A 24,285-nucleotide genomic window follows, 5' to 3' on the forward strand; every position below is an offset into this window, starting at 1 on the left:
TGAAACGATTTAGCGCCGATGGTAGTGTGGGGTTTCCCCATGTGAGAGTAGGACATTGCTAGACACCTATTTAGAGAAAGCCGCTGCAGAAATGTAGCGGCTTTTTTGTTTTCTGATGTTTAGTTATTTACGCGTGACGATAAGCCTACATCATTGTGTAGTGAAAAGATGTAGCTGATAGCCCCCGGATTAAGTTGTGGGGGCTTTTTACGTTCTGGGGCTGAAGGTACTGATGTCATGTATAAATAATTTTTTTAGTGTATTATGTATCGTTAATTTTCTGTTCTAATACAAAAGCTAAGGCTAGCTAGAAAGGGGTTGGCGAATGTTACGTTTTATATATCTTATTACTTTATTAGGTTTTTCCAGTATTTCTATTGCGAATGAAACCAAAGAGGTGAGTATTGCAGAAAAGATACAAGAGTTGAAACAGCGAGCTGCTAGCCTGCATAAAGATTTAGATCGACTAGAACGGGATCTTCTATTTCCCTCTGCAACGCAAGTTGCTGTATATGTAGCGTTAAACGAAAAAAAATCAGCGGTTATCGATACAATAGAGATCAGAATTAACGGTCAAAGTGTCAGTTCATTTGCATATAATGACAATCAAAAATCTGCTTTATTAAAAGGTGGCAAACAGCGTCTCTATAACGGAAATATTGCACAGGGTGAATTCCAAGTGTCTGCTAAGGTTGAGGGCACAACAAATAGCCATCAATATAGCCTAATGAAGGAAAAGCGCTTTTATAAGAGTAAAGAGGCATTATCTCTAGAAGTCAGCGTTGCTCTTTCTAGTACTAATCAACCTGTAATTACTTTAATTAAGTTATAAGTATGAAGTCTAAATTAACCATACTTTTTTATTTGAGCTTTATATTCTTTAGTTGCTTACCTATTAATGTAGCAGCTGAAAAGTCTTCTTCTGTTTCTGCGAATAACAAATACAGAGAAGTACTGTTTCATTATCATCAAAAAGATTATTTCAACGCTTTGGTAAAGCTAATGGAGCTTGGTGATGCAAATGTCTCTTCTTTATCCATACCACTCAATGTTATCAAAACAGATATAGCACTTAATTTAGAGTTGTATCAACAGGTACGACCAAACCCGTCACCAGCGCTGCTTGCTCAAGTGGGAAGTGGAACTCGATTAACTACTGCGAAGACCTTATTTTCTTTAGGTGACCTTACAGCAGCAAACGCTTACCTATCAAATGTGCCTTATAGAGAGTTAGAAGGTGAAGACTTACTTAAAATCTCCTTTTTACAAAAGTTGATCGCCGTTCAACAACAGCAAGAAGTATCACTATTTCTCAATGATAAAGTTCAACCCAGCTTAGCGCTAAAAAATGCTTATTTATCTCATAATATTTTACTTAACAAAATAAAAAGTGGAGCACTAGTTGAAGCGGATTTATTCGTCCACGACAGTTTTCAGAGTAACTCTGTTGAGTATACCTTGTTAAAAGATCGTAGCTATCTTGTGATGATGAGTGAATTTTTTAATCGAGGAAAATATCTACTAGTAGAGACTGCGTTTAACAAGATTAGTCATGATTCGCTTCTACGTGAAAAAGCATTACTTATATTAGGTCAATCATTAGTTAAGCGAGGTCTGTATAGACAAGCGATTAGTATCTTTGAAACTGTTATTGATAAGGCTAGCTCAAGTTCGCAAGTTGAGCTCGCGTTAATCAATAAAGCTTTTGCGCTACAAAAAAGTGCTAACTATAAAAGTGCCATAGATTTTTATGAATCGGCTCTGCGGCTTTTATCCTCTCAAGAGAAAGCTCTAGCCAGCTGGGACTATAATATTGAACAGGATCTTTTGTGTTTGAAGTCTGGCTGTGACAAGAATATTGAAGAGTTTTATATTGAATATTTTGCGAGTAATAGCCTTTTCAATGACCTTAAGTCTCGCGAAGATATCTTATTTCTTGATCGGTTAGTATCGCGTCAATTAATACAATTAGAGTCTATTCATCAGATACAAAGGCAAAAGCAGTCATATACTTTCAGTAAATTAAGTGATGAGTCCCTTACGGAATTTAACAATCAGATTAATGAACTGATTGTCGTACGCAATGAGTTTACGACGCTAATTGAGGACGCGCTTAATCGTCAATATGGATACTTTTTTCTGCCTCAAGTTTATTTAGAACATCAGGTGAAAATAAATCAAGCGTTTAAAGAAATGGTTCAGCTTAAGCGTGAAGGATTAAATATTACAGCATCAGAGAGCCGTCTTGATTTGATTCAACGGACAATTTGGTGGCTAAGCCAAGCTAATATTGAGCAACACGCGAATGAGGTACAACTTAAATTATCCCAATTAAACCAAGTTCTTGAACTGGTTGAATTAAGCCATAATCGTTTGCACTCACATTTGGACGATACTAAAAGAATAGATCAGGATCTTGTTAAGCTGACACAGTTTAAGGAAGGGTTAGATGCTCAGCAGCAGGGAACTTCAGAGTTACAGCAAATTCTGGAGGCAAAGATTAAGCGAAGCTTTGGCCTTGTAAAACAACGTCGACTTACCGAAATAAAGGCAAGAACTGTGTCGTCAAAGCTGGCTTGGGTAAAGCTACAAGATTTCGCCTATCAGCAGTCGGTATTAGTTGAGGAGAGTAAAAGCTACGATAAGGTTTTGTCAGAGGTAGCTCCGTCATTACAGGAACTGATAAATCATTATCAGCAGTTGTTACCATCCCTAGCTGATGGAGATGTAAAAGAGCTTGTGGAATATCGAACGTTAACGCTACTACTGACCAAAAATGAGCAAGAACAAGAAGTGGGTACAGCAATAAGAGCAGATAGTATGGGTTTTTATGATCAGTCAATCTCTGGGTTTAAATCGTTTTTGCAGCGTTATCCTCACAGTGAAAAAACAGAACACGCATTATATCAACTAGCCAGAGCTTATGAGTCACAAGGACAGGGTGAGGCTAGCTATCAAGTTATCGAGCAATTGCTACAGACGTACCCACAATCAGGCTACGCTCAAGAGTTGTTTTTTAGGGCGGGTGAATACTTGTTCGAAAATAATCAATTTGAGCAAGCAGCAACAGCATATCAGAATGTGGTAGCAATCAACGATGATGTAGTTTATTACCACACGTCGTTATACATGCTTGCTTGGTCTTATTTTAAATTAGAGAAGTTTGAATCATCGTTGCAAACCTTTTCGTTGTTATTGGATCAATTATTACCGCAAGAGCAGCAAGATATTGAATTAGCAGCCCTCCCGGTTTCAGTGAGGCAATTAGTTACTGACTCTTTTAGGGTTATGAGTCTTATTTTTTCTGAACAGTTTGGTCCGCGTAGTGTGACTAAACATTATCAGCAAGTTGGTAACCGTTATTATGAATACTTAAGTTATCAGAATTTAGCTAAAGCTTACCTAGACCACAAACGCTATTCTGATAGTGCTGCTAGTTATGGCCAATTCATTCGTTTATATCCAGAACACCATAATTCTCCAGATTATTTGATTGAGCAAATAAACATTTATCAGCAGGGTGGCTTTCAATCTTCCGTTAAGCAACAAAAGCAAGTGTTTATCAAGCTTTATGGTGGCAGAGGACCGTTCTGGTCGGTGTGGAGTAAAGAGCGTCAGGCCCTTTTCTCTGCTCAATTAAAGAGTTATTTACTTGATGTTGCCCAAAGTTATTATCGTGATGGGCAACGCGCAGATGAGCAAGGTAAACAACGTCCTTATGCTCAGGCTGCAAGCTTTTTTGAACAATATATCGAAACTTTTAATGATGTTGACGAAGTGGAGTTTTTGTATGCAGAAAGCTTATTCGCTAGTGGCCAATTTCAACAAGCAATTACTGCATATAACCAATACGCCTATCATGATAACCCTCTGGTTGTTCGTCAAAAAGTAAAGCAAGCTGATGCGGCTTATTCAGAATTGTTGGCTTACGATAAGCTCATTAAGCAGACGGCTATGGCTGACCCATCATCGCAGACAGATATAGAAATGGGCAAGCAACAACGTGAAAACTCAGCATTACGTTTTATTGAACTATTTCCACAAGATGAACGTGCTCCGGTGGTGTTAACACAAGTGATGCAACGTAACTTTAAACTTGCTCGTTACTTAAAGTCACTTGAATACGCACAGCAATTATTAGGTTGGCCACATCACACGAGTGAAAATCAACTTGAGCAAGCAAAGCTAATATTAGCCCATAGCCTGTATAACTTAGAACGCTACCAAGAAGCGGTTGTTGCCTATCAAGATATTTTACAGTTATTAAAACCAAGTGATCATCGATTATCGTTGATTAAAGAAAATTATGCTGCCAGTTTGTTCAATCAAGCAGAACAGTTAGCGAATAAACAAGAGCTTGCTGCGAGTGTCAATTTATTACGTACGATCGTCACTGAAGTGCCTGATACTAGTACTCGAAAGTTGGCGCAATATAATATGGCACAATACCTTTATAAACTGGGTGAGTTTACACAAGCAGGTAGTTATTTAGCAGATTTTAGAAAACGTTACGTTAATGACGTATTAACGCAAGGGATCACAGAACAGCTAGCAAGTATTTACGAGCAACAGCAGGATTGGGCGAATGCAGCCGCTGAGTACCTGACAATTACGAATCGTTTATCTGATAAAGAATTACAACGTAAGCCGCTGTTGTTGACTGCAACTTACTTTGAACGAGCCAATCATACCGCTCAAGCAATCACACTCTATAAGCGTTATGTTAATAATTACCCTCGACCATTCGATCGTGCGATTGAAACTGCTTATAAATTAAACTTGCTTTATAGAGACACCAAACAAGTAGCGAAAGCTCGCTTTTGGCAGAAGAAGTTAATGGCTTTACACGATAATGGTGGTGAATTCCAAACTCCGCGATCGACATATCTAGCGGCGGAAAGTTCTTTAGTATTTGCTAATCGTGCGCATAACCGCTTTAAACGACAAAAGTTAACTTTACCATTAAAGGCCAGTTTACGGGTTAAGCAACGGAGCTTAAAGGACACGATGGCGAGTTATCAAAAAACAGCATCTTATCAAGTTGCTGAGTTTACAACGCAAGCGACCCATCAAATGGCGCAGGTCTATCGACGCTTTGCTCAAGACTTAATGGATTCTCAGCGTCCAACAGGCTTGGATGAGTTAGCGCTGGAGCAGTATGAAATACTTTTGGAAGAGCAAGCATTTCCATTTGAAGATCAAGCGATTGCTGTTTTTGAAGGGAATACTCACTTAACGGCGCAAGGGCATTATGATGCATGGATTAAGCGTAGCTTTGCCGCATTAGCTGAGCTGATGCCTGGACGTTATAACAAAGAAGAAGCGTTAGCTGAGGACGATGATGCAATCTATTAAAAAATATACCTGTATTAGTTTAATTAGCTGCACTCTAATATTGTCGGGCTGTCAAACGGCTCCAGTCTTTGATGAGCAAACAAACAAAGTCAATGTCACTAAAGTTAAGCCTACACCTCCTGAAGAGGAGTTGATTGAGCCTGTTGTTGAAGAAAAGACGCTATCAAAAGCTCAGCATTTATTTGAGCAGCCTAATTTGTATTTAGTCAATAACCCCCCTGTGGCTGACGAGATCAAAGATCGTTTTGCTCAAGTTGTTACACTCATCAAACGTGATGAATTAACTCGGGCAAAGACAATCTTAGAAGAAATGACTTTGCAATCCCCAATGTTATCAGGACTCTGGTTAAAGTTAGGGGATATTGCGCGAATGAAGCGAGAGCAATCTTTAGCTCAACAACATTACTCGCGAGCGATTAGTTTAAACTCTAATAATTACTTTGCCCGTAACCGCTTAGCGGCTATTTATCGTCAGCAAGGTGAGTTTGAATTGTCGAAAGAGCAATATACAAAAGCATTAATGAGTTGGCCTGGCTTTGTTGAAGGTCATCGAAACTTAGGTATCTTACTGGACCTCTATTTAGGTCAAAAAGAGCAAGCGTTAGAGCATTATCAGATAGCTCAGGAGTTATTGACTTTAAATAATAAGAAAGTCGACCGAAAGCTCAAAGGCTGGATCAGAGACTTAACGCGGCAATTAGCAAAAACTGAGAAGGTAAAGTAAACAATGAGTTTAGTTGATCGAGCAAAGCCTGTAATGGCTCTATATTTGTTATTATCATTGACAGGTAATGTCGTTGCCGCAGAAAAGGTTAAGACACTAACCCCAGAAATCATCACGATCGAAACTACTATTGTAGGCTCGAAAGAGAAACCTAAGTTTTTAACCATTGTACCCTGGCGGGTACAAGATGATAGTCGGTTAGGGCTGGCTAAAAAGCAGTATCAAAGCAAAGAAAAATTTAATTCGATTGGGCCAGCAGAGCTTCAAAGGCAGCAAAGGCTCTATCAACAATTACAACGCAGTAAGTAACGCCATATGGCATTTTTTTCATATTTATTCTAGGTGAAAGGTAATGGATTTTTACACAACAGTTATTCGCTTTTTTCAAGATGGTGGTGCATTCATGCTGCCTATTTCTATCGTTTTAGCAATTGGGTTGGCTATTGCGATAGAAAGAATGTTGTTTTTAAGTAAGGCAAATAAAGCGAACAAGCAAGCATTACAGCATATTCAGCCGCTACTTAATCAAGAAAATTATAGCGAAATTGTTCAATATGCTAAAACAAATAAATCTGCAATAGCTAATTTAATTGCGGCTGGTCTTGAGCGCTTAGCAATCAGTAAACGCCGTGAAGATATCGAATACGCGATGGAAGAGAGCGTAGTTGAAGTAATGCCTAGGCTCGAAAAAAGAACTGCATATTTAGCGACATTAGCCAATATTGCAACGTTGCTCGGTTTGTTAGGAACCATTATTGGTCTAATTGCAGCCTTCTCTGCAGTGGCTAACGCGGATCCTTCAGAGAAAGCGTCGTTATTATCACAAAGTATCTCTGTCGCGATGAACACGACAGCATTTGGCTTGATTGCAGCTATACCACTGTTACTTTGTCATTCAGTTATTCAAACTAAAACTACGGAAGTTATCGATTCGATGGAAGCTGCTGGTGTGAAGTGTTTAAACCTTTTATCAGTAAGACATAGCATAGGTAATCAAGACAACAACTCGGACAGTTAATATGTTTAGAAAATCTAGCCGTAAGCGCGAAGAGCCTGAACTAGACATCACGTCATTTATGAGTCTAATGATTGTACTTGTCCCTGTTTTACTGATGATGATGGTCTTCTCTCATATCAGTATCCTAGAGCTAAAATTACCCAGTGGATCAGGTGGGGCATCAGAACAAACTGAGGAAGTTAAGCGTCTTGAACTGTTAGTTGAAGAGGATGCTTTGTCTTTGTTTTACCCTCAGGGCGTTTTATTAAAAACTTTGCCCAAAAAGCAAGGGCAGCATGACTATGCCACTTTAGTGCAGGCACTCAAAGAGGTTAAATTTCTTTTAAATGAAAAAGGCATTGAGAAGAAAGACATTAATCTTTTAATTGCTCCTGACATTAATTATCAGACGATTGTTTCAGTGATGGACTCGGTTCGTTCATATCAAGCCGTTGTGGCTGCTTCTGTTGTTGATGCTGAACTATTTCCTGATATTTCATTATCTGATGCGCCAGTATTTACGGAGGCTCAGTAATGAAGAAATCAGCACGAGCTATGCGTATTGAAAGGCACCATAAGAGAATGTCTAAAACCTCGAAGCTAAGTTTAGTATCATTAATGGATATCTTTACGATCTTAGTATTCTTTCTCATTGTGAATTCATCAACGGTGGAAGTGCTGCAAGCTGATAAGAGTATCAAGTTGCCGCAATCGGTGTCGAAAACATTAGCTGAGGATAACCTGCTGTTATTGATTAATGATCAGGAGTTAATCCTACAGGGTAAAAAAGTTGTTGATATCGAACAGGTGATTGCAGGTAATACTGCAACTATTGCCGAGCTAGCGTCAGAACTTGAATACCATAAACAGCGCCAACAGGGGCCTGACACTGAAGACGCTAGTATTACTATTATGGGTGATCAAGCGGTAGAGTATGCCATTTTGAAGAAGGTTCTTAAAACTTGCTCTGAAGCTGGCTTTGGTAATATCTCATTGGCGGTTGAAAAAACGGCTGCTAACAATGAGGGGGTGAATAATGCCAAAGCCAACCCATAATCGCTTGGCTGTAGGCTTCCATCTGAGCAACGAAGCTGAGCGCGAGAATGCTCAATTTCGTAAAATTACATGGTTCTTGTTATTAACGACGTTAGTATTTGCTGTTGTGGTGCAGCTGACAGCATTACCAGAAGTCACACGTGAAGAAAAAGCTAAGATACCTGCTCAGTTGACGAAGTTTATTGAACGAGTAAAACTTGAAGAGAAGCCTAAGCCAGAGCCAAAACCAGAGCCAGAAAAGGAAGAGGTTATCAAAGAAGATGAGCCTGAACCGACGGCAAAGCCACAAGATGTCGATCCTGTTAAGCTTGAGCAGGCGAGGGAGCAGGCTAAAAATAGTGGAATTCTAGCCATGGCTGATGAGCTAGCAGCCATGAGAGATGAAGTGGCACTCGTCTTGCCACAGGCTCAGTCGTTAACTACTGACGTTGCCGCGGCAGCGCCAGAAGAAGTTAAGAATGATGCTATATTTGAGGCTAAAACGGCAACATTAAACACAGAGCAGTTGGTGCAGTCCACAGCCGAGACTGTGGCTTTAGCACAGCGGGACCTGACAGTCATAGCCGGTAATACATCTGATGAAGTGGTCGTAGAACAAGCTGACTCGGATGTAGTATCAACGCTAACGTCTAAGCGAAAAACTGAAATTATTCGTCAGGTGTTAGATAAAAATAAAGGGGCATTTTATACGATTTATCGTCGAGCATTACGCCGTGACCCATCATTAGAAGGGAAGGTTACGATGCAAATTAGCGTTGCCGGCAACGGTCGTGTGTCAGCTTGTGAGATTGTTGAAAGTGAATTGGATAGTCCTGCGTTAGAGAAAAAACTCATCGCTCGAGTGAAGTTAATCAATTTCGGCTCAGAGCTTGGAACGCCAACGACATTAAACTATTCATTTAACTTCTTACCATTTTAGCTGCGCTATATGAGAGAAACGCCGCCATAAGTAATCATTTATGGCGGCGTTTTTATTTGTTTCAGCTCTATAACGAGTATGGGCTAGACGTGTTTAGCACTTGAGTCACGTATTAATAATTCAGGGACAAATAGTCCATTAACAGTCTGCTCTTTCTGTTTGCGGGTTGCGGCGATCAGCATTTTAGTTGCGTTTTGTGCAATTTGATCGTTGGGCTGGTTTGCCGTGGTTAATTTGGGCCAAGTTTGTCGCGAGAACGGACTATTTTCAAAGCCAACAATTGAGAGCTGCTGTGGAATATCAACATTCATGAGGCGCGAAGCAAATAGTGCACCAGCAGCGATTTCGTCATTACAAGAGAAAATAGCGGTTGGGCGATTTGGTAAGTTCAATAGATATTGAGCGCCTTGCACTCCTGATTCAAATGAATACTCGCCATCAACGATGTATTGAGGATCAAGGGGAATTTGATTAGCGGTTAATGCCGCTTTATAACCTTTTAAACGCTCAGAGGTAGATTTATGGCTTTTGCCACCGCTAATAAACGAGATATGTTTATGGCCAAGTTTAATTAAATGCTCCGTGATCTCGAAAGCTGCGGCGTAATCATCAACCATCACGCAGGGTGAGCGCTGATCTGGAATTTCATTACCAGAAAGAATACGAACAAACTTAATATCATGCTTGGTAAGCTCGTCGATAAACTCTGGCATTTCCGAGAAGGGAGGTGTTAAAACGACACCTGCAATTTGCGCGTGGCGAATCATTGTAGAAAGGTTCTCAACAATACCTTCAGCAAGCGAATCGCAAGGGTGGATAAGTAGATCATAACCTTGCTTACGGCACTCAGACAATATGCCCTGTTGCATATCAATTACATAGTATGCATTTGGATTATCATAGATGAAAGCGATGGTATATGACTTGGTTGCTGCAAGGTTACGCGCAGCTGAATTTGGTTGGTAATTCAACGCATTTACTGAGAGCATCACTTTATCACGCGTTGCCTGTCTTACCGATGGCTCGTTATTCATAACTCGAGAAACCGTTTTTATCGATACCCCAGCATGCTTGGCGACGTCGTTTATGTTACTTTTCATTAGCAAATAGAAACTCAGTAAAAAAAGGAATAAGATTAGCAGTTTTATGCGGCGCTGCAATATTTAATTGATACGCTGAAAACTTTAATCCAACTTACTTCAAATTGACAGCGTTGTCACCTATGCTATGGTATATTATCGCACCCATTGTGCATATAAACGCAATTTCGTTGACTTCGCAGTTACATGCTTTACTACGAGAAAAATAAATGAGTAATACTAGATACATCGCCCTTGATGCTTTCCGAGGGCTTACAATCGCTTTGATGATTTTGGTTAATACACCGGGCTCATGGTCCCATGTTTATGCGCCATTCTTACATGCTGATTGGCACGGAGCGACTCCAACAGACTTAATTTTCCCATTTTTCTTATTTATTATTGGCTCAGCACTTTATTTTGCGTTTAGTAAAACAAACTTCACTTATAGCCAAGATGCGGCCAAAAAGATTTTAAAGCGTACCGCAATTATTTTTGGTTTAGGCTTGGCGCTTAATGCTTATGGTCATACAGGACCGATTACAGAATTACGATTGATGGGGGTGTTGCAACGCTTAGGTATTGCCTATGGTATTGCCGCATTGATGGTTTTGACACTCAATAGCCGCCAGCTCATTATTGCTAGCGTTAGTATTTTATTGGGTTATTGGGGAATACTACACTTACCATCTGCAAGCGATGTTTACTCTTTAGAGGGTAACTTAATTCGCCAATTTGATATTGCTGTGATGGGTGCTAATCATTTATGGCAAGGAAAAGGCTTACCTTTTGACCCTGAAGGGCTCTTAAGTACAATTCCAGCGATTGTGAATGTATTAATTGGCTTTGAAGCCACTCGAGTATTGTCGAATACTCCGAATAAAATGTCTAGTATTAATAAGTTAGTATTAGGTGCTGTTGGCTTAATCTTAATCTCGTTGGCTTGGCATCAAGTCATGCCAATCAATAAGTCACTGTGGACGAGCTCTTATGTTCTTTTCTCTTCAGGTTGTGCCTTAATTGTCTTAGCTTTCTTTATTTGGTTAGTCGATATCAAACAGCAGCTTCGATTAGTTGACCCGTTATTGGTTTATGGTACAAACCCGATGTTTATTTACGTACTATCGTGGTTATGGGCAACCACTTATTTCTTGATTTTTATCAACCCAGAACTGACGCTTTATACCTATATGTTTGACTGCATCGCGTTAGTTATGCCTGAGAAATTAGCATCATTTACATTTGCGTTTGCGCATGTTGTGTTGTTCTGGCTAATCTCAAATATACTTTATAAACGTAATATTATTATTAAGGTGTAGTAAAACAATAATAAATCTTACTGTTTATCTGTATAGATAAGCTTACACATCGCTTGCTCTGTGGTTATTTGTCTCTGAATGATTACAGGGTGAGCAACAAAAATACCTCGTAACACTTTTTACCTTAAAATAACTTAATATTTTTGAACTTTTATTTTTTTACCCTCCGAGCAGTATTCTCCTTTATTTTTAGATGTTTAGTGCTGTGTTGTTCCCTAAGGCTGTTTTCGTAGTGTTTTTTAAATGTTTTGTAGATGTTAAATTTTGTTCGGTTGTTGAGCGTAATTTAGACTTTGGACTAGTAAAAATGAGCAATTGCGTGTAATGTTTACAGCGAGGTGACAACGCTGTCATTAAATCGATGGTGTTATCACGTAAGTGAAGAATTGATTTGCGTAGAGTTTGTTAGTTTGATCAAAGAACATGTCAACTTTTATCAACCATTTATGTAGTACAAACCCGCTTCAATCAATACAAAATAAAATAAACGTGTGAAAGGAAAGTCAATGTCGAGCACTAATTTCAAAAAACACTTAATTGCAAGTAGTGTTGCAGTTGTATTAAGTGGCGCAGCACTTCCAGTGCTTGCTGCTGAAAATACGACAGGTAAAGCTGCAGAGCAAGAAGTAGAAGTTATCCAAGTTAGCGGTATCCGTGGTAGTTTAAAAAGCAATATCAATGCAAAGAAATTTGCTGATGCAGCAGTTGATGTAATCAATGCTGAAGATATTGGTAAATTCCCAGATAAGAACGTTGCTGAATCTCTACAACGTATCCCAGGTATTACTGTACAACGCCAGTTTGGTGAAGGTGCCGGTGTTTCTATTCGTGGTGCAGGTGTTGATTTAACTCAAACTTCATTAAATGGTCAAAACGTAGCATCTACAGGTTGGTTCGTACTTGAGCCTGCTAAGCGTAGTTTTAACTACGAGCTATTACCTTCTGAAATCGTTGGTGGCTTAGAAGTTTACAAAACATCTCAAGCCGATATCCTTGAAGGTGGTGTTGGCGGTACTGTTATCGTTAACACTCGTAAGCCATTAGATCTTGATGCAAACACAGTTTATGGTTCTCTTGAAGCACAATACGCTGATGATTCTGGTGAAACAGATCCACAATTTTCAGGTATGTACAGCTGGAAGAATGACGCAGAAAACTTTGGTTTCTTAGTTTCTGGTGTTAGCCAAGAGCGTAACTTATTACGGCAAGGTTCAGAAGCTTGGTGGGCATGGGGCGCAGGTCCTGTTGCTTTCGAACAGCAACGTGAGCGTAGTGCTATTTCTGGTGTTTTCCAATACGCACCAACAGATAGCTTAAGCTTCACTTTAAACGCTATCGACATGAAAATGGCTGCTGATAACACCAACTACGCATTATGGTTAACTCGTGCTTCTGGTGAAAATGATCAATACATCGGTGCTGGCATTGGTGCTGACGATGTTGGCTCTCCGGTTTCTGGTCCAATTAACGTTGCATTCTGGCAAGCACGTCCACGTGAAGCGACGATGAATTCAGATGTACTAGACCTAACGACAACTTACGAAGGCGAGACGTTCAAACTTGAAGTTCAAGTTGGTAAGACTGAGTCAACTGGTGGTACTGATTTTGAAATGGTTGTCAATGATGGTACTGGAGGTACTGCGGTTCCTAATGGCCGTTACGACTTCTCAAACGGCACTAAAGAGTGGAACCTAAGTAACGCTGCTGTGGCAGGTTACCGCCCTGATACATTAGGTATGGGTACAGGTGAAGCATTTAACCGCACGCCAAAAACTGATGATGAAACATACGTTCAAGCGGATATCGAGTTCCAATTAGATCATGATTACATCACTAGCATTAAAACTGGTGTTCGTGCTTCTGACCATAATTCAACGAGCCGTCGCTTTGTGTATGAGCAAGCTGATGGTTTTAACCCAGTATTTAACACTGACACTCACGCAAACGGTACAGTAGATGTTGGTACAAACAACTACGAAATCTTAGCGTTAAACGTAGATGCAGTTAAAGCTTGGGCTAAAGATAGCATTGTTGGCGAAAACGAAGACTTAGGTTCTTACCGTGAGATCCAAGAAGATAACGTTGCTGCTTATGTGATGGCTTCTTATAGCGGTGAAAACTTCCGCGGTAACTTCGGTGTGCGTTATGTGCAAACTGATGCCGAGTCAGTTTTCTATCGTGACGGTGTGAAAGTTTCTGAAAAAGCTGATTACAGTGAGTTTTTACCAAGCTTTAACTTAGCGTATGACTTAGACGAAGATCTAATCTTGCGTGTAGCTGCTGCTCGTGTAATTGCGCGTCCACAGTACAATGATATGTATGTTAATCCAAGCCCAACAGGTACGAACGATGAACAGCCAGACAACCAAAACTGGATTGTTGGTAACATCGGATTAGAACCGTTCAGCGCTGATCAGTTTGACATTGGTTTAGAGTGGTACTTTAACGAAAGCTCATTACTTTCTGGTGCGGTATTCTTTAAGAAGGTATCAAACTTCGTAACTATCACGTCATATGATGCGCCTTCTTCGGACATTCCATTCCCTCTTCCAATTGAAGAAGAAAATGCAGCGGGTTGGACTGTATTTGAAAAGCATAACGGTAAAGATGCTGACGTTCGTGGTTTAGAGCTACAATATCAACAAGATTTTGATAATGGTTTTGGTGCGATTGTAAACTATACATTAACTGATACAAGTACTGACAGAGATACATTTGGTGATGGAAACCCATTCCTAAGTGATAGTTCTGAACATACTTATAATGTGTCTGGCTACTTTGAAAATGATACGTTCAGCACACGTTTATCATACAACTGGCGTAGTGAGTACATGTTACGTGAAGCTGGTTACGGTAACCGTATGCATGATGACTTTGGTTCTCTAGACTTAAGTGCGGTTTATCACTTAAACGAGAACGTAGACCTAAAAATTGACGCAGTTAACCTATTAGGTGAAGATGTAGTTCAAAAAGGTTACAACCAAAATCAAACAAACAACTCTAATGGCACAATGGGCTTCCCAGCATTTGAGTACACAATGGCTACACGTGTAAACGTAGGTGTGACTTTCCGCTTCTAAGCTGAAAATTAACCTAGTTATAAAAGGGGCCTAGGCCCCTTTTTTTATAGCCTCAAACTGGCTTTATATTAAAAATTTACAAAACACTAGAGTAAGGTTTATTACATGACTAGTTCTATCTCTCCACTTAATGCTCAGCTTCATAAGGAGCTTAAGATACAAGAAAAGCATCACTACCCGCACACGAAAGGGCAGCACATACTGCCTGTCTTAGTACATGAGTTCGCTGAAGCTAGTGCTGAAATGCCAGTAGTGTTCGTAAAGAACACAGAAACAGGTCAATTTCAACCAGTTGTTATTTTAGGTTTTCAATCTGGCGAAAATGTTTTTTGTAGTGATGAGCAGTGGCTTATTAATTACGTCCCAGCAATAGCGACCCATTATCCGTTCGCGCTTGTAGCTTCTGAGGATAACCCTCAGCAATTTCAGTTAGGTATTAAAGATGTTGAAGTATTAGCTAAAAATACCGAAGGGGAGCTGCTGTTTGATCAAAATGGCGCGGAAACAGCTTATTTGGAAAAACGTAAGAATACCTTAGGGCAGTACTATGAAAATAGCTTAATCACAGAAGGTTTCGTGAAGCTACTTGCGGATAAGGACTTGCTCGAAGAGCAAACGCTAAGTTTGACTTTAAAGGGCGACAAGATAGATATGAATGGAATCTATTTAGTTAACCAAGAAAAGTTACAGAGTTTGCCCGCAGAGGACTTCTTATTGCTGAGAAGTAAAAACTATTTATTACCAATTTACTCACATATCAATTCACTGCGCCAAATACAAAAATTGGTTGCGTTGAAGCAAAAATAGTATTTGATTGATCTTAGGCAGCGCTGTAGAAATGATTAGGTAACTCATGGCGGAAAATACGAATAGAACAATAAAGAAAGTGGTTATCGTCGGTGGTGGCACCGCAGGCTGGCTTGCGGCGAATCACTTAGGTAAGCAGTTAATTAACGAACACAGTGGTGTCGAAGTCTGTTTAATTGAATCTCCAAATATTCCAACTATTGGTGTCGGCGAAGGCACGGTGCCGCTGATGCGTCAAACGCTGCAAGAGCTTGGGATCAGTGAAACTGAGTTCATTCGAGAATGTGACGTTACCTTTAAGCAAGGGATTAAGTTTGTCGATTGGGTCGATAACCCAGTGGCAAACAAGCCAAGCTATTATCATCATGTTTTTGATTACCCAAACATTACTGAACTTGACTTAACACCTTATTGGCTGGATGGTTTAGCAGGTGATAAGAGTTATGCTGATGCACTCTCAATTCAAGGGGCTGTTTGTGATGCAGGGCTTGCGCCTAAATTAATTACTACACCTGAATATCAAGGGTTAACCGCTTATGCTTATCATCTTGATGCCGGAAAGTTTGCTGCTATCTTAACTAAAAATGCGACTAAAAAGCTTGGTGTTAAACATATCTTTGCTGATGTGCTTAAGGTGAATGTCGCAGAGTCGGGTGATATAACATCTGTGACGACAGATAGCGCGGGTGAGATAGCTGCAGATATTTTTGTTGATTGCACTGGCTTCAAAGCGTTGCTAATCGGTGAAGCGTTAGGTAGCAAGTTTATCTCGAAGCAAAACACCTTATTTGCTGATCATGCTTTGGCGATTCAAGTCCCTTATGATGAGCCAGCAGCGCCAATCCCTTCTTATACTATATCTACGGCGCAACAAGCTGGCTGGATCTGGGATATTGGATTAAATGAGCGTCGAGGTATTGGTCATGTGTATTCATCAGCACATACCAGTCATGAACAAGCAGAGCAAGATTTACGTCAATATATTGGTCCCGCAGCAGAAGGAATTGATGCTCGCCTTATTCCTATGAACATTGGCTATCGTGAACTCTTTTGGAAAAATAACTGTGTGGCAATTGGGTTGTCTCAGGGATTTGTAGAACCTCTTGAAGCAACAGGTTTATTGGTGTTTGATGCAACCTCAAAGATGTTAGCGACGCAATTTCCTGCCAAGCATGACGATATAGCGACAGTGGCAAAACAGTTTAATCGTAATGTTCAAGCGACTTGGGATAATGTTATTAGCTTTGTCAAAATGCATTACTGCTTATCTAAACGCGATGATAGTGCGTTTTGGCTTGATAATAGGGATAAAAATAGTATTCCTGATACGTTATTAGAACAACTAGAGCTGTGGCGTAATTACGTGCCGACGCAATACGATTTCTCAAATCGCTTTGATATATTTAATCGAGAAAACTTTCTTTATGTAATGTATGGCATGCATTACCCGACGCAAATAGACGCTATTAAATCTCGTTTTCAAGAGGATGAGGTCGCTAAGCAGCACTTTAAAATGATGGCCCAACGAACTCAGGGGGCATTAGCAAATTTGCCTTTACATCGCGAGCTGTTGCTTAAGATTGCTAGGTATGGTTTGCAAAAACGGTAATCATGTTATGAAAACCAAGCTTATTTTTAAGAAAAAGTAAATTATCCCTTGGTTTTTGTTGCATCAGCCCCATATCAATTTTAACAATTAATTAAAATAATATTTTATTTAGGAATAACTATGACTTCTCCAATTAAGCCGCTAAATGCCAACCATCATAGCGATATTAAAATTAAAAGCGGCCTGAATCTTGATTCTGTGAAAAGACAGCAAGTACTTCCGTTAATCGTGCATGAGTTTGCGAAAGCGGGTGCAGCGATGCCAATTATTTTTATTAAACCGTCTGAAAAGGCTGAGTACCAGCCAGCGGGCTTAATGGGATTAAAGCCAGATGAAAACTTATTTTATAAAGAAGGTAAGTGGGTTGGAGACTACATCCCAGCAGTGATTACACACGCACCTTTCGCTATGGTACCGACACCAGGCGAGGAGTCTCGTTTACAAATGTTAATTAACGAAGACAGCGAGCAATGTAGTAAAACGGAAGGTGAAGCTTTATTTGCTGACGGCAAAGAGACTGAGTATCTAGTAAAGCGCAAAGAAACACTGGGTAACTATTTCCACAGCATGCAACTAACTCGCGAGTTTAGTAAAGTGTTAGTTGAGCATGAACTATTGGTTGAGCAGTCATTGACGCTTGAAATCGCAGGTGAAAAAGTTCGTATTAATGGTTTATTCTTAATTGATGAAAAGAAATTAAATGAATTATCAGATGAGAAGCATCTAGAGTTACGTAAACGTGGCTTCTTAGCACCGATTTACGCTCATTTAGGTTCATTACATCAGGTAAATAAGCTAGCGCAATTACGTACAGCTTAATTTATTTACAAGATTAATTCTGAAAACATGGTCGCTTAAGGTGACCATTTTTTTTGCTTGTATTTTATTGGTTTAGGTCATTTAATATGGCATGGAATATTAAATGTGGGTAATTATTTAGTTTGACAGCGCTGTCAAAGCTGGTAATGTAGCTCAAATTTTTTGCTATTTTTTATATTGGGATTTGTGGGTACATTGATTCCGATAAAAGAATACATCTGAAAAGGTAAATAATAATGAAAAAAAGATTATCTACGGTAATGCTTAGCTTGGCGGTATTGTTGAGTGGTTGTGGTTCAGATAAAGAAACCACAGCACCGAAAAATGCTGTCGCTAAACAAGAAGCTGTCGCTACAGACCCTGTTGCTGGTTTTACTCAAGCTAGTTTTGACGCCATTGCTAACAGTTTAGACATTTCTTTTGAGCACCTGACTAATATTAAAGGTGATCACTGTGATGCGAAGAAAGCCGACGGTCACTGTTTTCAAGCCCGATTATCTTTTACTGCTGAACAAGCTATCAATGAAAAAAACCTTTCTATTTACTTTAGTCAAGTCTCTCCTATTCAAACTTTCACTAGTGAAGGCTTAACGGTAGAACACATCAATGGTGACTTACATCGCCTGACATTAACTGATGATAAAAGTACCTTTAAAGCTGGTGAAACGAAAACTATCGATTTTAATGCGATCTATTGGTCAGTTTCAGAACACGATGCAATTCCAAATTACATCTTGCAAAAAGAAGGTTTTGAGCCACGGATTATTGCGAGCACAAAGTCATTCATTGATAGTGAAACTGGCTTAGAATCATTGCCATTTGTGAAAAGCTACACCGACGTTGAAAATCAGTTCAAACGAACTCCTGATGACAAAACGCCTTGGGCGACTACTGCTGTGTTATTCGATAATAATGCTAAGTTAGGGACAAGTAATGTTGATGTTGATTTCTCAATCTTACCGACACCACAGAAAGTTTTAGTGCCTAAAGTAGCTAGCCGTTTAGATATTAGCAACGGCTTAGCTGTTGACTTTAATGGTTTAGATAAGTCATTACTAAATTCGGCGGTTGAACGTTTGGCTTCACTGGGAGTTCCTGCTGGTAAAAGCGGTGCTGCAGTTAGCTTGTCAGTTAATAAAAAACTAGCGGCTGAATCAGGTAGCTATAAATTAGTCATTAATAAAAGCGGCATCTCAATTGAAGGTAGCGACATTACTGGTGTCTATTACGGTTTACAATCGATTGCTGGCTTAGTGACTGTGGGTAAAAAGAGCCTGCCTCATGTCAGTATTTCTGATACACCGCACTATCAATTCCGTGGTATGCATGTTGATGTTGCGCGTAACTTCCTAGACAAAGCATTTATTCTTGAACTGCTAGATCAAATGGCAGCTTATAAGCTTAACAAGCTTCATTTACACCTTGCTGATGATGAAGGCTGGCGTTTACAGATTCCTTGGTTACCAGAATTAACCGATATCAGTAGTAAGCGTTGTTTAGACTTTTCTGAGCGTGAGTGTTTATTACCACAATTAGGTGCCGGTCTTGATAAAAATAGTAGTGTTAATGGCTTCTATTCAGTTGATGACTACCAAGAAATTTTACGTGCAGCAAGTGCACGTCATATTCAAGTGATTCCATCATTAGATATGCCGGGGCATTCTCGTTCATCGGTGAAGGCTATGGCAGCGCGTTATGAGCATTATAAAGCGCAAGGCGATATGGATAAGGCGACTCAATACCTATTACACGACATTGAAGATAAGACAGAATATTCATCTGTTCAGTTCTACAACGACAATACTTTAAATGTATGTATGGACTCCACTTATGCGTTTATCGATAAGGTAATGGATGAAGTGAAACGTATCCATGCAGAAGCGGGGCACCCACTAACGCGTTATCACATCGGCGCTGATGAAACTGCTGGTGCTTGGGTTGAGTCGCCACGTTGTAAAGAATTTTTAGCGAATAACAATGATGGCATTACTGAAGCGAAAGAACTAAGCGGCTACTTCATTGAGCGTGTTGCAAAACTACTTGAAGAGAAAGGGATCGAAACGGCTGGTTGGAGCGATGGTATGTTACATACTCGCTTTGAAAAAATGCCGAAGAAAGTTCAAGTGAACGCGTGGGATAACTTATTCTGGGGCGGTCATAAGAGTAATCACAAAATGATCAATCAAGACTGGGAAGTTGTTTTCTCATCACCAGAAGTATTGTACTTTGATTTCCCTTATGAAGCGGACCCTAAAGAACACGGTTATTACTGGGCAGGTCGTCACACAAATACACGTAAAATCTTTGAGTTGATGCCGGATAACTTACCGTTACATGCTGAAATTTGGTATGACCGCATGGAAACACCGTTCGAAGCAGTTGATGATGCTAAGACAGTTAAGTTACCAGGTAAATCAATGGCGGGTATTCAAGGTCAATTGTGGACTGAAACAACACGTAGTGTTGCAATGGCTCAATATAAGATTTATCCACGTCTTCTAGCTCTTGCTGAGCGTGCATGGCATAAACCAACTTGGGCGCCAGCGTACCGCACTGAGGGTGGCACTTATAACCGCACTTCAAATTACTTTGCAGCGGAAAAACGAGCTCAGCGTGATAATCAATGGCACCGTTTTGCTAAGTTAATTGCAGAAAAAGAAATGCCTAAGATGGACCTAGCCAATATCCCTTATCGTATACCTACGGTTGGCGCGAAAGTTATTGATGGTCAGCTTCATGCCAATGTACTTTTCCCTAGCCTAGCGATTGAATACCGTGTTGACGGTGGTCAGTGGAAAGCTTATCAAGGACCAACGGCCGTATCAGGTAAGATCGAAGTACGTGCATTATCAGCTAACGGTCAACGTAAGGGGCGACTGCTAGTCGTAAAGCAATAGCTAATTGCTTGATTAAGTAAAAATGAAAGTGCTTTAATAACAAACCTTTGGTTTGGTGTTAAAGCACTTTTTGTAAAATAAATGTAAAATAATTCAAAAACCAAATGACAACGCTGTCATTTTTGGTTAGGATTATTGATTAATAAATATTACTTATAAAAATATTCTTGGCTTAGATTTATATCGAGCATCTGGAGCAAGCAGTGGTCACAAATGTAATTAATGAGCAGTCACTATTTCTAGGTATTGATGGTGGTGGCAGTAAATGTAAAGCAACAATCATCGACGAAAACAACAATATTCTTGGAAGTGGAATAGCGGGTCCTGCAAATCCATTACATGGTTATGAACAAACAATTAATTCAATTGTTGAATCAGCCAAGCTTGCGTTAATCGATGCAGATTTAAGTATTGATTTAGTGAGTAGTTTAACCGCTGGTGTTGGCTTAGCAGGTGTTAATTTACCAAGCTTATTTGAAAAAATGCAGCAGTGGCAGCACCCGTTTAAGCAAATGTTTTTAACGACTGACCTGCGTATTGCATGTCTTGGTGCTCATAATGGCGAAGATGGTGCGATTATGATTACTGGTACAGGTTCTTGTGGTTATAGCTTTGTTAATGGTAAAGAAACATTTATCGGTGGTCATGGTTTCCCTCATGGCGATAAAGGAAGTGGTGCTTGGTTAGGTCTGCAGGCCGCTACAACCGTCTTACGCTCTCTAGACGGTTTAGAAAAAACAACGGCTATGAATACGATTTTGTTAGACAAGTTAAACTGTTCTAATGCTCTTGAAATCGTTGAGGCTATTGCTAAAAAACCTGCAAGCTATTTTGCTCAACTTGCTTGTGTCGCATTTCAAGCGGCAAATGAGCAAGATGAGTTAGCATTAGCTATCGTTAATGATGGTGCAAGTTATATCAGTAATATTGCTCGTAAACTCTGTTTGGAAGGACCGATTGAGTTATCACTTATCGGAGGTTTAACGCCAGTTCTAACACCTTACTTTGAGCCTGAAATTGCATCTCGATTATCTGCGCCAACTAATCCACCTGAAATTGGTGCAATTATTTTTGCTAAACAACAGCTCGCAAAACAAGCTTAAATTAAAGGTAAGGTAACAATAATGACACAGTTAACGATTAGTGCCGATAAGATTTTTGATGGTCAGCAATATCATGAACAGGCTCAGCTTAGTATTGATAATGGTGTTATTACCTCTATTACTGCCATCGATGGTAGTGCTAGTGAGCATATTTCTGGCTTAATTGCTCCTGGCTTTGTTGATCTGCAAGTTAACGGTGGTGGCGGTGCATTATTAAATACCCATGCGACCGTTGATGGGCTTAAGACGATGTTTCAAGCCCATCGTCAATTTGGTACCACAGCGATGTTACCAACGCTGATTACCGATACAGTTGAAGTGATGAGTGAAGCTGCTGATGCTATCAGTCAAGCGATTGCTCAAGGTGTTGATGGTATTATTGGCGTACACTTTGAAGGTCCGCATTTAAGTATCGCGAAGAAAGGGGCACACAGTGCTGAATTTATACGCGAAATTTCAGAGCCTGAATGGGCTGTCTTAGAACGTAAAGATTTAGGCCTGATTGCCGTTACTGTCGCCCCTGAAAATGTCTCTACTGATGATATTAAGCGAATGGTTGCTTTAGGTATTAAGGTGTTCTTAGGCCACTCTAATGCTGATTTTTCGACAGCTCAGGCTGCCGTCGATGCTGGTGCAACAGGTTTTACTCATTTGTTTAATGCTATGTCAGCATTTACTTCTCGCGAGCCGGGCATGGTTGGAGCTGCTTTATTAAATGATAGCGCTGTATGTGGATTAATAGTTGATGGTCACCATGTTGATTACACCAGCTGTAAGGTGGCATTAAAGGCGAAGCCGCAAGGTTCGTTAGTGTTGGTTACTGATGCTATGTCTGTAGTTGGTACCGATATTGAGCGCTTTGCTTTCTTTGACCGTGAGATTGTCCGCACTGGTGATAAATTAAATTCAACAACGGGTGAGCTAGCGGGTTCTGCGCTAGATATGGCATCTGCGGTTAGAAATACGCACCGTCATCTAGATGTATCACTTGCTGAATCACTGAATATGGCAAGTTTATACCCAGCGCAGTATTTATCTCTAGATAAATCGTTGGGGCGGTTGATTGTTGGCGCTCGTGCTGACTTCATTGCACTAAATGATAATGTTGAGGTAACCCGTACTTGGGTTGCTGGAAAAGAATAAGAAAAGCGGTCACTCTGTTGGAGGTTTTATGAATGTTGATTCAGATGTAAGTACTTCGAAGCAATCGAGTGTGATGCCGATGACTATCATTGGTATCTTGTTTTTTATCTTTGGTTTCGTGACGTGGTTAAATGGTTCACTGATCCCATTTTTAAAGATCATTTGTGAATTAAACGAATTCCAAGCGTTATTTGTTACTTTTGCGTTTTATATTGCGTATACGGTTATGGCATTACCCATGTCATCACTGTTAAATCGTACTGGTTATAAAAACGGTATGGCCATTGGTTTAGCCATCATGGTTGTTGGCTCTCTCGCATTCATCCCTGCGGCAAAAAGTGCCAATTACATGCTGTTTTTAATTGCATTATTTGTATTAGGAACCGGTTTAACTATTTTACAAACCGCGTCAAATCCTTACGTTGTTAAAATTGGTCCTGCGAAGAGTGCGGCGATGCGTATTTCGATCATGGGTCTAATCAACAAAGCTGCAGGTGTTGTGGTGCCGCTGGTATTTACTGCTCTGATTCTTGCTGATATGGGCAATGTTTCCGAACAATCAATTGCAGCATTAACCCCAGAAGATCGCGCAGCGACGATTAATGAGCTTTCAAACAAATTGGTATGGCCATATATATATATGGCGATTGCATTAACTGCATTGATCGGCCTAGTTAAGTTTTCTTCATTACCTGAATTGGACTTAGGGAGTGAAGAAACGGGTCATGATGAAAAATCTAGCATCATTCATTTTCCACAAGTGGTATTAGGTGCTATTGCGCTATTTGCTTATGTCGGTGTTGAAGTGATCGCTGGCGATACTATCGGTCTTTATGGTTCAGGTTTAGGCGTTGAAAACTTCGCGTCATTAACGTCATATACTATGGTATTTATGGTTATTGGTTACATTATTGGTGTTACTTGTATCCCTCGTTTTATTACTCAACAGCAAGCGCTCTTAGGCTCTGCAATCTCAGGTAGTTTGTGTATCTTAGGTGTCATTCTTGGCTCAACATCTGATACATCGATTGCTGATGTTTTATGGGGTTGGTCTGGTATTGCTGTCATTCCTAACTCTGTGACTTTTGTTGCTTTAATGGGATTAGCACATGCGCTTGTTTGGCCATCAATCTGGCCTCTCGCTTTAGATGGTTTAGGTAAGTTTACTTCGCAAGGCTCAGCACTATTAATTATGGGCATTTCTGGCGGGGCGATCCTACCATTAGTCTTTGGCAAGTTAGCTCATTATGGTGATACTCAAATCGCTTATTTAGTCGGGCTACCTTGTTATTTATTTATTCTCTTTTACGCAGTCAGAGGACACAAAATGCGTAAATGGTAACAGTTTACCTCAGCAGGTTTGCCCGGATGTCACTCC

General features: G+C 40.0%; 18 protein-coding genes. 17 read left to right on the forward strand and 1 reads right to left on the reverse strand.

The annotated features are described in order from the left end of the window. Positions 1-325 precede the first annotated feature (325 nt). From Q8W26_RS00005 to Q8W26_RS00040, 8 genes are read left to right on the forward strand one after another with little or no spacing between them, the layout of a single operon-like run. On the forward strand, positions 326-832 hold the full coding sequence (locus tag Q8W26_RS00005; RefSeq protein WP_101212566.1) for a hypothetical protein: 507 nt from the start codon (positions 326-328) through the stop codon (positions 830-832). A gap of 2 nt (positions 833-834) precedes the next feature. After that, positions 835-5,355 carry a tetratricopeptide repeat protein gene (locus Q8W26_RS00010; protein WP_101212568.1) on the forward strand — a complete coding sequence of 1,507 codons (4,521 nt, stop codon included), beginning with the start codon at positions 835-837 and terminating at the stop codon, positions 5,353-5,355. After that, entirely contained in the window at positions 5,339-6,079 is a 741-nt protein-coding gene (locus Q8W26_RS00015; protein ID WP_153071453.1) for a M48 family metallopeptidase, read from the forward strand. Before Q8W26_RS00010 ends, Q8W26_RS00015 begins: the two co-directional genes overlap by 17 nt. A gap of 3 nt (positions 6,080-6,082) precedes the next feature. Then, positions 6,083-6,388 carry a hypothetical protein gene (locus Q8W26_RS00020; protein WP_101212572.1) on the forward strand — a complete coding sequence of 102 codons (306 nt, stop codon included), beginning with the start codon at positions 6,083-6,085 and terminating at the stop codon, positions 6,386-6,388. 43 nt (positions 6,389-6,431) lie between these two features. Further along, positions 6,432-7,097, forward strand: coding sequence for a MotA/TolQ/ExbB proton channel family protein (locus Q8W26_RS00025; protein ID WP_101212574.1), 666 nt, complete (start codon positions 6,432-6,434; stop codon positions 7,095-7,097). 1 nt (position 7,098) lies between these two features. Further along, complete coding sequence (locus Q8W26_RS00030) at positions 7,099-7,611, forward strand: biopolymer transporter ExbD (RefSeq protein ID WP_101212576.1); 513 nt, start codon at positions 7,099-7,101, stop codon at positions 7,609-7,611. After that, complete coding sequence (locus tag Q8W26_RS00035; RefSeq protein ID WP_101212578.1) at positions 7,611-8,132, forward strand: biopolymer transporter ExbD; 522 nt, start codon at positions 7,611-7,613, stop codon at positions 8,130-8,132. The genes Q8W26_RS00030 and Q8W26_RS00035 overlap by 1 nt, the downstream gene beginning before the upstream one ends. Continuing rightward, a complete protein-coding gene (locus Q8W26_RS00040) occupies positions 8,113-9,051 on the forward strand; it encodes an AgmX/PglI C-terminal domain-containing protein (RefSeq protein ID WP_101212580.1) in 939 nt (312 codons plus the stop codon). The genes Q8W26_RS00035 and Q8W26_RS00040 overlap by 20 nt, the downstream gene beginning before the upstream one ends. An 83-nt stretch (positions 9,052-9,134) precedes the next feature. Here Q8W26_RS00040 and Q8W26_RS00045 read toward each other — a convergent pair whose 3' ends face one another. Beyond that, complete coding sequence (locus Q8W26_RS00045) at positions 9,135-10,151, reverse strand: LacI family DNA-binding transcriptional regulator (RefSeq protein ID WP_101212582.1); 1,017 nt, start codon at positions 10,149-10,151, stop codon at positions 9,135-9,137. A 209-nt stretch (positions 10,152-10,360) separates the two neighbouring features. Here Q8W26_RS00045 and Q8W26_RS00050 point away from each other — a divergent pair, with 209 nt between their 5' ends. The 9 genes from Q8W26_RS00050 to Q8W26_RS00090 all read left to right on the forward strand — a co-directional run bounded on the left by Q8W26_RS00050 (position 10,361) and on the right by Q8W26_RS00090 (position 24,249). After that, positions 10,361-11,449, forward strand: coding sequence for an acyltransferase family protein (locus Q8W26_RS00050; RefSeq protein ID WP_101212584.1), 1,089 nt, complete (start codon positions 10,361-10,363; stop codon positions 11,447-11,449). A gap of 506 nt (positions 11,450-11,955) precedes the next feature. Beyond that, positions 11,956-14,529, forward strand: a complete 2,574-nt coding sequence (locus Q8W26_RS00055) for a TonB-dependent receptor (RefSeq protein ID WP_101212585.1) — start codon at positions 11,956-11,958, stop codon at positions 14,527-14,529. 105 nt (positions 14,530-14,634) lie between these two features. Beyond that, positions 14,635-15,336, forward strand: coding sequence for a SapC family protein (locus tag Q8W26_RS00060; RefSeq protein WP_101212586.1), 702 nt, complete (start codon positions 14,635-14,637; stop codon positions 15,334-15,336). A 46-nt stretch (positions 15,337-15,382) separates the two neighbouring features. After that, positions 15,383-16,945, forward strand: a complete 1,563-nt coding sequence (locus Q8W26_RS00065) for a tryptophan halogenase family protein (protein ID WP_101212588.1) — start codon at positions 15,383-15,385, stop codon at positions 16,943-16,945. A 120-nt stretch (positions 16,946-17,065) separates the two neighbouring features. After that, positions 17,066-17,764 carry a SapC family protein gene (locus Q8W26_RS00070; RefSeq protein WP_101212591.1) on the forward strand — a complete coding sequence of 233 codons (699 nt, stop codon included), beginning with the start codon at positions 17,066-17,068 and terminating at the stop codon, positions 17,762-17,764. 236 nt (positions 17,765-18,000) lie between these two features. Next, entirely contained in the window at positions 18,001-20,661 is a 2,661-nt protein-coding gene (locus tag Q8W26_RS00075) for a family 20 glycosylhydrolase (RefSeq protein WP_101212597.1), read from the forward strand. 203 nt (positions 20,662-20,864) lie between these two features. Beyond that, positions 20,865-21,764, forward strand: a complete 900-nt coding sequence (gene nagK / locus Q8W26_RS00080) for an N-acetylglucosamine kinase (RefSeq protein ID WP_101212604.1) — start codon at positions 20,865-20,867, stop codon at positions 21,762-21,764. Between the two features lie 21 nt (positions 21,765-21,785). Further along, positions 21,786-22,907: an N-acetylglucosamine-6-phosphate deacetylase gene (gene nagA, locus Q8W26_RS00085; RefSeq protein ID WP_101212610.1), complete on the forward strand. Its 1,122-nt coding sequence runs from the start codon at positions 21,786-21,788 to the stop codon at positions 22,905-22,907. A 28-nt stretch (positions 22,908-22,935) separates the two neighbouring features. After that, complete coding sequence (locus tag Q8W26_RS00090; RefSeq protein ID WP_305471798.1) at positions 22,936-24,249, forward strand: sugar MFS transporter; 1,314 nt, start codon at positions 22,936-22,938, stop codon at positions 24,247-24,249. Positions 24,250-24,285: the final 36 nt, after the last annotated feature.

It is taken from the genome of Psychrobium sp. 1_MG-2023, from assembly GCF_030689115.1.
In the GTDB taxonomy this organism is placed as follows: domain Bacteria; phylum Pseudomonadota; class Gammaproteobacteria; order Enterobacterales; family Psychrobiaceae; genus Psychrobium.

Bases quoted from the DNA above. Each gene is read 5' to 3' on its own strand.
- Q8W26_RS00050 (WP_101212584.1), top strand. From the start codon at position 10,361: ATGAGTAATACTAGATACATCGCCCTTGATGCTTTCCGAGGGCTTACA.
- Q8W26_RS00040 (WP_101212580.1), top strand. From the start codon at position 8,113: ATGCCAAAGCCAACCCATAATCGCTTGGCTGTAGGCTTCCATCTGAGC.
- Q8W26_RS00070 (WP_101212591.1), top strand. From the start codon at position 17,066: ATGACTTCTCCAATTAAGCCGCTAAATGCCAACCATCATAGCGATATT.
- Q8W26_RS00055 (WP_101212585.1), top strand. From the start codon at position 11,956: ATGTCGAGCACTAATTTCAAAAAACACTTAATTGCAAGTAGTGTTGCA.
- Q8W26_RS00010 (WP_101212568.1), top strand. From the start codon at position 835: ATGAAGTCTAAATTAACCATACTTTTTTATTTGAGCTTTATATTCTTT.
- Q8W26_RS00065 (WP_101212588.1), top strand. From the start codon at position 15,383: ATGGCGGAAAATACGAATAGAACAATAAAGAAAGTGGTTATCGTCGGT.
- Q8W26_RS00045 (WP_101212582.1), bottom strand. From the start codon at position 10,151: ATGAAAAGTAACATAAACGACGTCGCCAAGCATGCTGGGGTATCGATA.
- Q8W26_RS00005 (WP_101212566.1), top strand. From the start codon at position 326: ATGTTACGTTTTATATATCTTATTACTTTATTAGGTTTTTCCAGTATT.
- Q8W26_RS00075 (WP_101212597.1), top strand. From the start codon at position 18,001: ATGAAAAAAAGATTATCTACGGTAATGCTTAGCTTGGCGGTATTGTTG.
- Q8W26_RS00015 (WP_153071453.1), top strand. From the start codon at position 5,339: ATGATGCAATCTATTAAAAAATATACCTGTATTAGTTTAATTAGCTGC.
- Q8W26_RS00020 (WP_101212572.1), top strand. From the start codon at position 6,083: ATGAGTTTAGTTGATCGAGCAAAGCCTGTAATGGCTCTATATTTGTTA.
- Q8W26_RS00035 (WP_101212578.1), top strand. From the start codon at position 7,611: ATGAAGAAATCAGCACGAGCTATGCGTATTGAAAGGCACCATAAGAGA.
- Q8W26_RS00090 (WP_305471798.1), top strand. From the start codon at position 22,936: ATGAATGTTGATTCAGATGTAAGTACTTCGAAGCAATCGAGTGTGATG.
- Q8W26_RS00030 (WP_101212576.1), top strand. From the start codon at position 7,099: ATGTTTAGAAAATCTAGCCGTAAGCGCGAAGAGCCTGAACTAGACATC.
- nagA (WP_101212610.1), top strand. From the start codon at position 21,786: ATGACACAGTTAACGATTAGTGCCGATAAGATTTTTGATGGTCAGCAA.
- Q8W26_RS00060 (WP_101212586.1), top strand. From the start codon at position 14,635: ATGACTAGTTCTATCTCTCCACTTAATGCTCAGCTTCATAAGGAGCTT.
- Q8W26_RS00025 (WP_101212574.1), top strand. From the start codon at position 6,432: ATGGATTTTTACACAACAGTTATTCGCTTTTTTCAAGATGGTGGTGCA.